General features: G+C 43.8%; 1 protein-coding gene. It reads left to right on the top strand.

Annotated elements, in window-relative coordinates; genetic code table 11:
* Positions 1–165 precede the first annotated feature (165 nt).
* Positions 166–1,134 (top strand): COG2958 family protein, encoded by a 969-nt coding sequence (locus ACYVL5_RS23510; RefSeq protein ID WP_460597978.1) that lies wholly within the window; start codon positions 166–168, stop codon positions 1,132–1,134.
* Positions 1,135–1,936: the final 802 nt, after the last annotated feature.

The raw sequence follows: 1,936 nt of genomic DNA, 5'->3' as shown, positions 1-1,936 counted from the left end.
AACCCCGTATTATCGCCCCTCAGCTAAAAGAAACCACGTATAAAAATCCAGGTAGCCGTGAGAGCCGAAAGCGGCTTAGCTCAACCAAAGTTTATGCGGCGGCTTCGCGCCGCATAAACTCTGACTCGTTGGTCGAAAAAATAAAAAAATAATTAGGAGTTTGATGTGGCGAATTCGTTTCTCGATTTAGCGTACGAAGTTCTTAAAAATGCTACCAAGCCGTTGACCTATCAGGAGGTTTGGGAAACAGCTAAGGAAAAGGGGCTCGCTGCAAAGATGAAAACCACAGGCAAAACACCGTGGCAATCGCTCGGAGCACAACTTTTTGTTGATGTTAGGGACAATCCAAAATCGAAGTTTGTCAAGGTTGGGAAAAGACCGGCCAGATTTTTTCTGCAAGAGCGACAAAAGGAACTTGCTGAAGATGTAGTTGCAAAGATGGAAATAGAGGAAACCACAAAACCTTCCAAAAAACTTTCCTACCAAGAAAGAGACCTCCATCCTCTCCTTGCTTACTTCGCATACTCAAACCCATCATTCAATCGTGGCCGTTCTATCCACACAAAAACTATATATCATGAAAAGTCCAAGAAATCTGGTTACAGTGAATGGACTAATCCAGATATGGTTGGATTTTATCTGCCGCTAGATGACTGGCAACCAGAAGTAATCGAGTTCAATCGGCTATCGGATAACAATTCCCTCCGACTTTTTTCTTTTGAGTTAAAAAGGGTTTTAGATAAATCAAATTACAGAGAGGCTTTTTTTCAAGCAGTATCTAATTCCTCGTGGGCACATGAAGGTTATCTTGTCGCCGCTGAGTTGCTTCAGGATGATGATTTTCTCGGTGAAGTTGAAAGGTTATCTTTATCTTTTGGAATAGGTATTATCAACATTGATCTAAATGATATTGATGGGTCAAAGGTACTATATCCTGCACGTCCGAAGGGCTTTTTGGACTGGGAAACCATTAATAAGCTCTGCGAGCAAAATGGAGATTTTAAAAGATTTGTTGAGGATGTGAAAATCGATTTTGAATCCAAGAGGATTCATAGAGCCGAGTATGATGAAATTTTGAAGGAGCCTGAGAAATACATCACCGATAAATTCGGAATCAAACAGTCAGATTCATGAACAGGTTTGCGAACCCGAGACCGTAAAAGGCAACTCCAACCAGCGGCGACACGCGGTCTCCGCTACGCTCCGCCGGTGCGCCTTGAGGCGTTGTACGGGATAAAGAAGGGGCAAATGCTTGATCTTCTACTGATGTGGCTATCCAAAAGATCGAAGGAATCTGACACCAATAAGCAGGACGACAAGCGGTCTTCTTTTGTGGAGAAATCATTCGGAGGCAAAAAAGTTAAAAAGACCATTTTCTTGTCGTTACTAATTGCACCTGCAATCAATTTGACAATAAAAATATTCTATTTTAAACCCGCAACCAAAGTAGAACTCTGGGCCGGAATCCTATCATTCATTTTTGCTTGCGCCTACGATCAATATACCGTGAGAAAAAATAGGGAAGGAAGTGGTGCCGGGTATTAATAAGTTGACAACTTGGGAAGAAGGTGCCGAGTAAACCCGAAATGTGCGCCACCATTTAATCTGATGCCGAAATAGAAGGAAGGTCGCCAACCAAGCGCATGGACCAGGTCTCCGCGATTGAGAGAGTTGGTGAAAGCTGGGCGAATTCGATTCGCAAGTGCACCGGGGGTAACTGCAGGACATGATGGGATTTTCTGGTAGTGTGAGAAGCGCGACCAACTCACACCAGAAAGGAGCCTGTCAACGGTAATTGAAAAGTACCCGATGAATTCTAGTTCAAAATGCACCACCCTGAAGGAGGGGTAAAAAAGAAGGGACACAGTGAGTTTTTCTGGTAGTTTGGAAGCGCCAACGACCAAACCTCAGAAGGAGAACCCACCGTGCCCCACAA

The organism is Geomonas sp. Red276 (genome assembly GCF_054784495.1).
Note: the sequence above shows the minus strand (reverse complement) of the source record. Positions and strands in the feature narration are given on the sequence as shown.